Here is a 3,958-nt window from a genome sequence, read left to right as displayed (position 1 = left end):
CGCGGCTTTGCGCTCGATCACGAGATCGCGTCCTTTCCTGCACCGTTCCCGGTGCAGTGGGACGCGATCCGCGACGACCAGACCGTCGAGATCGACGGCGACAGGGGTCTCCTGGAGCTTTGCAAAGTTTACGCCGCCATACGCAAAACGCGCAGTTGGCATGGGTCCGACGCTGCCCGTGAGAGCGGTGGGCAGCAAATGAACGCGCCGGCCGCGCCCAGGGCGATGACGCCATTGCAGGACTCGATCGCCTTGGCGTGCAGAACCCCGAAGCGGTCGTGGGGCATCGGCACGACCTCGCTGAATACGACGATGACGCGGAAGAATGCCGGGCGAAGGCGTCGCCGGGCGGAGGCTCACGCCGTCCACCTCGACAGCACGAGCGACAGGATCAATCCACGACGCGAATCACGGCCTTGCCGCGCGTGTGCCCGGTCTTGATCTGCTCGAGGGCGCGGCGCGTGTCCTGCAATGGGAAGATCTCGCTGACCACGGGGCGGATGCGGCCTTCGTCCACGAGGCGCGCGACCTCCGCGAGCTGCGCGGCGTTTGTCCCGGCGCTGACCCGAACCGCGCGCACGCCGAACTCCTGGGCCTTCTCCGGCGAGGGCTTGCCGACGATCACGACGAGGAGCCCGCCCTTCTTCAGCACCTTGTAGGAGCGCTCCTGGGTGTCTTTCCCGACGGTGTCGAGCACCACGTCCACGTCTTTCACCACGTCCTCGAACTTCGTCGCCTGATAATCGATCACCTGGTCGGCGCCGATCGATCGGAGATGTTCGAGGTTCTTCGCGGAGGCCGTCGCGATGACGCGCGCGCCCCTCGCCTTGGCGATCTGGACGGCCATCGTGCCCACGCCGCCGGAGCCGCCGTGAATGAGCACCGTTTGTCCTGCGCTCAGGTTCGCCGTGTCGACGAGCGACTTCCATGCCGTCACGCCGGTCAGCGGAATTGCGGCGGCGTGGACGTGATCCAACGTCTTGGGCTTGGGCAAGACGTCTGCCTCGCGCGCGGCGACGTACTCCGCGAAGGCGCCGTCACGGCCCCCGGGGAGGTACGCGAAGACGGCGTCGCCGCGCTTGAAGCGCGTGGCTCCCTCGCCGATTTCCTCGACGACGCCGGACACGTCCCAGCCGAGGATCAGGGGCAACGTGGAGGGAACCCGCTCCTGCATGCGTCCAGCGGCGAAGGCGATGTCGACCGGATTCACGGCGGCGGCGTGGACGCGGATCAAGATCTCGCCGGGCCCGGGTCGGGGGCGCGGGGCATCCTCGTAGCGCAGATCGTCGAGGCCCGTGAATGCGTGGAGCCGCACGGCCTTCATTGTCTGCGGAGGTGGCGTGCTCGGGGGCTGCGCGCTCGGCGACGAGGCCTCGCTTGGCGCCTTCGATTGACAGGCCGTACACATCATGACCAGCGCGGCGAACAGGGTGAGGAACGCTCGCTTTCGAGGAGACGCAGGAGACGCGTGGACCTCCTTCGAACGCGAGAGGATCGTGGTTCGTGTCGTCATGGCGCTCGGTTACGCCACCCCGGCCTGTGTGTCCACCCCCCCGATAACACCCAAGGTCCCTCGCACACGAAAAACGAATTTTTGTGACGCAAAGTACGCATCAAGTTTCCGTTGTGAGTGAACTACAGTGTTTCACAGCACGTATACCTGGGATGTGTAAGTTGAAAATCATCACGTTGGATGCCTGACCTGATGGTGGATGTTTGATCTGATGAAGTGTGATTACAAATCATGGCGTATGGCCCGTTGAAGGCCGCGTGGCTCGAGCGCAATGATGCGCGGTTTCCTGGGTTCAATCACACCGGGGCGATGCGAGCACGCGCGTGAGTGCACGTCTCGGTAATTCTTGCAGGCGCGTGGTCGATGCATACATGCAATCGTCGGCGTAACAGGTCGACTCGTTGAGGGTCAAAGCTGTCGCACGCAATCGCAAACGTGGATGGCCCAGCCTGGACTGTGTACACGTTTTCCCTTGACCACGACGAAGGAATCATGCTAACCGACCTCACTATGCATGAAGCTTATGAGCACTCCCGCGCTCTATAAGTGCAACAGGGGGCGGGGTGTAGGGGGTATGGATGCACGCCCATGCTGGTGAAGCGTACGCCGCACCGGCGAGGCGTGGGCGGCGCGGCCGGTGGGGATGGTGAGCTTTCGACGCTGCATTTCACGAGGTCAGGCGTTCGTCACCGCTTCGAGGGGAGTCTCGTCATTGAAGCATCGGATCCGGCTTGATCCGTGCCTCCATGGATAATTCGTATGCATCCGTGCCCTTGGACGCTCGCACTGCTTTCAGCCGGGAGCGCTTCTGCGCTCGACGTTTCCATCCGCGCATTTCGCAGCTATCTCGCGTCCACGTCGCCCGACGACGTGCGCGCGGGGGTCGGCCTCCATCCGGTCGATCCGGAGTTCGGGCCGCACAGGTTCGCGCTCCTCTTCCAGGGAGCCGAGGACGGCTTGGCCGCGCTCGGCGCCGATCGCGCCTTGCGCGGCTCCCCGGCGAGCGAGCGGACGGCCGTGCTGATGTTTCCAGGGCTCGGCGACCATTACGTGAACATGGGCCTCGGGCTCTATCAATCGGAGCCCGCGTTCCGCGAGGTCGTCGATCACGCCGCGGACATCCTCCAGCCCGAGCTCGGGCTCGATCTACGCACCGTGCTCTATCCCGAGGGCGTCACCCCGGCCGCCGCGAGCCCGCCCGAGGGGACGGGTAAGGCGCCGAAGGGGGGCATCGATCTGCGGAGCATGCTCGGGCGAAGCAAGCAGAAGCGCACCCCGGCCGATGAGCGGCTCTCCGAGACGCGCCTCGCGCAGCCCGCGCTTTTCGTGATCGAATACGCGCTCGCGCGGGCGTGGCAGAGCCTCGGACTCCGCGTCGGCGCGATGATCGGCTACAGCGTCGGCGAGTACGTCGCGGCGTGCCTCGCGGGCGTCCTCTCCTTCGAGGATTCGCTCACCCTCGTCGCGCGCAGGGCCGCGCTCATCGACGGGTTGCCCCGCGGCGCCATGCTCGCCGTGGCGCTCCCGCACGAGGCCGTCGTCCCCATGCTCGGGGAACACCTGTCCCTGTCCGCGATCAACGGCCCCGAGCTCACCGTCGTCGCGGGCCCTCCCGAGGCGATCGACGCGCTCGAAAAGCGGATCGCCGCGGAGGAGACGCCTGTGCGGCGCGTGCAGACGACGCACGCGTTTCATTCGACGATGATGACGCCGATGATCGAGCCGATGACGAAGCTCCTCGCGCATTACACGCTCGCGCCGCCGAGGATCCCGTACATCTCGAACGTCACCGGCGCGCCCATCACCGCGGCAGAGGCGACGGATCCCGGCTATTTCGCCGCGCACATGTGCCGGCCCGTGCGGTTCGCGGAAGGCCTCGCCGCGCTCATGCAGGACCCGCAGAACCTGTACGTGGAGGCAGGACCCGGGCAAACCCTGAGCAGCCTCGCCCTTGCCTACCCGAGGAGCGGCGCCGCGCCGGAGCGGGTCGTGCTGCAATCGATGCGGCACGTGTATGACGCGCAGGCCGATAGGGCTGTCCTCTTTCGGGCCCTCGGCCGGCTCTGGGTCGCGGGCGTGGTCCTCGATCGCGAGCGCCTCCCGCCGCTGCCGCTCCGCCTGGAGCCCGAGGCGGCGCCGGCGCCGGCGGCGAGCGCGCGTCCCGCGGAGAGCGGCGCCGATCGCGCGGCCCAGACCGAGCGGGAGCTCGCGGCGTTATGGGCGAAGCTCCTCTCGGCGGACGAGATCGGGCCGAACGACCATTTCTTCGAGCTCGGAGGAAACTCCCTCGTGGCGACGCGGCTGCGCACCCGCATCGTCAAGACGTTTCGCGTCGATCTCCCGCTCACGGCCGTCTACCAGGCGCCCACGTTGCGCGAGATGGCGCTGACCATCGACGCCCTGATCGAGCGTGGGGGGAGCGAGGAGCCCTGAATCCCGCGCGGT

General features: G+C 66.9%; 2 protein-coding genes. One reads left to right on the top strand and one right to left on the bottom strand.

Features of this window, described 5'->3' with window-relative positions; all coding sequences use genetic code 11:
- Positions 1-391 precede the first annotated feature (391 nt).
- Positions 392-1,513 carry an NADP-dependent oxidoreductase gene (locus KEG57_RS35925; RefSeq protein WP_272459277.1) on the bottom strand — a complete coding sequence of 374 codons (1,122 nt, stop codon included), beginning with the start codon at positions 1,511-1,513 and terminating at the stop codon, positions 392-394.
- Between the two features lie 759 nt (positions 1,514-2,272).
- Here KEG57_RS35925 and KEG57_RS35920 point away from each other — a divergent pair.
- Positions 2,273-3,946 (top strand): acyltransferase domain-containing protein, encoded by a 1,674-nt coding sequence (locus KEG57_RS35920; RefSeq protein ID WP_272427521.1) that lies wholly within the window; start codon positions 2,273-2,275, stop codon positions 3,944-3,946.
- The last annotated feature ends 12 nt before the right edge of the window (positions 3,947-3,958 follow it).

Source organism: Polyangium jinanense (assembly GCF_028435365.1).
Note: the sequence above shows the minus strand (reverse complement) of the source record. Positions and strands in the feature narration are given on the sequence as shown.

Excerpts from the sequence above, each read along its gene's own strand:
- KEG57_RS35920 (WP_272427521.1), top strand. The coding sequence starts at position 2,273 with ATGCATCCGTGCCCTTGGACGCTCGCACTGCTTTCAGCCGGGAGCGCT.
- KEG57_RS35925 (WP_272459277.1), bottom strand. The coding sequence starts at position 1,513 with ATGACGACACGAACCACGATCCTCTCGCGTTCGAAGGAGGTCCACGCG.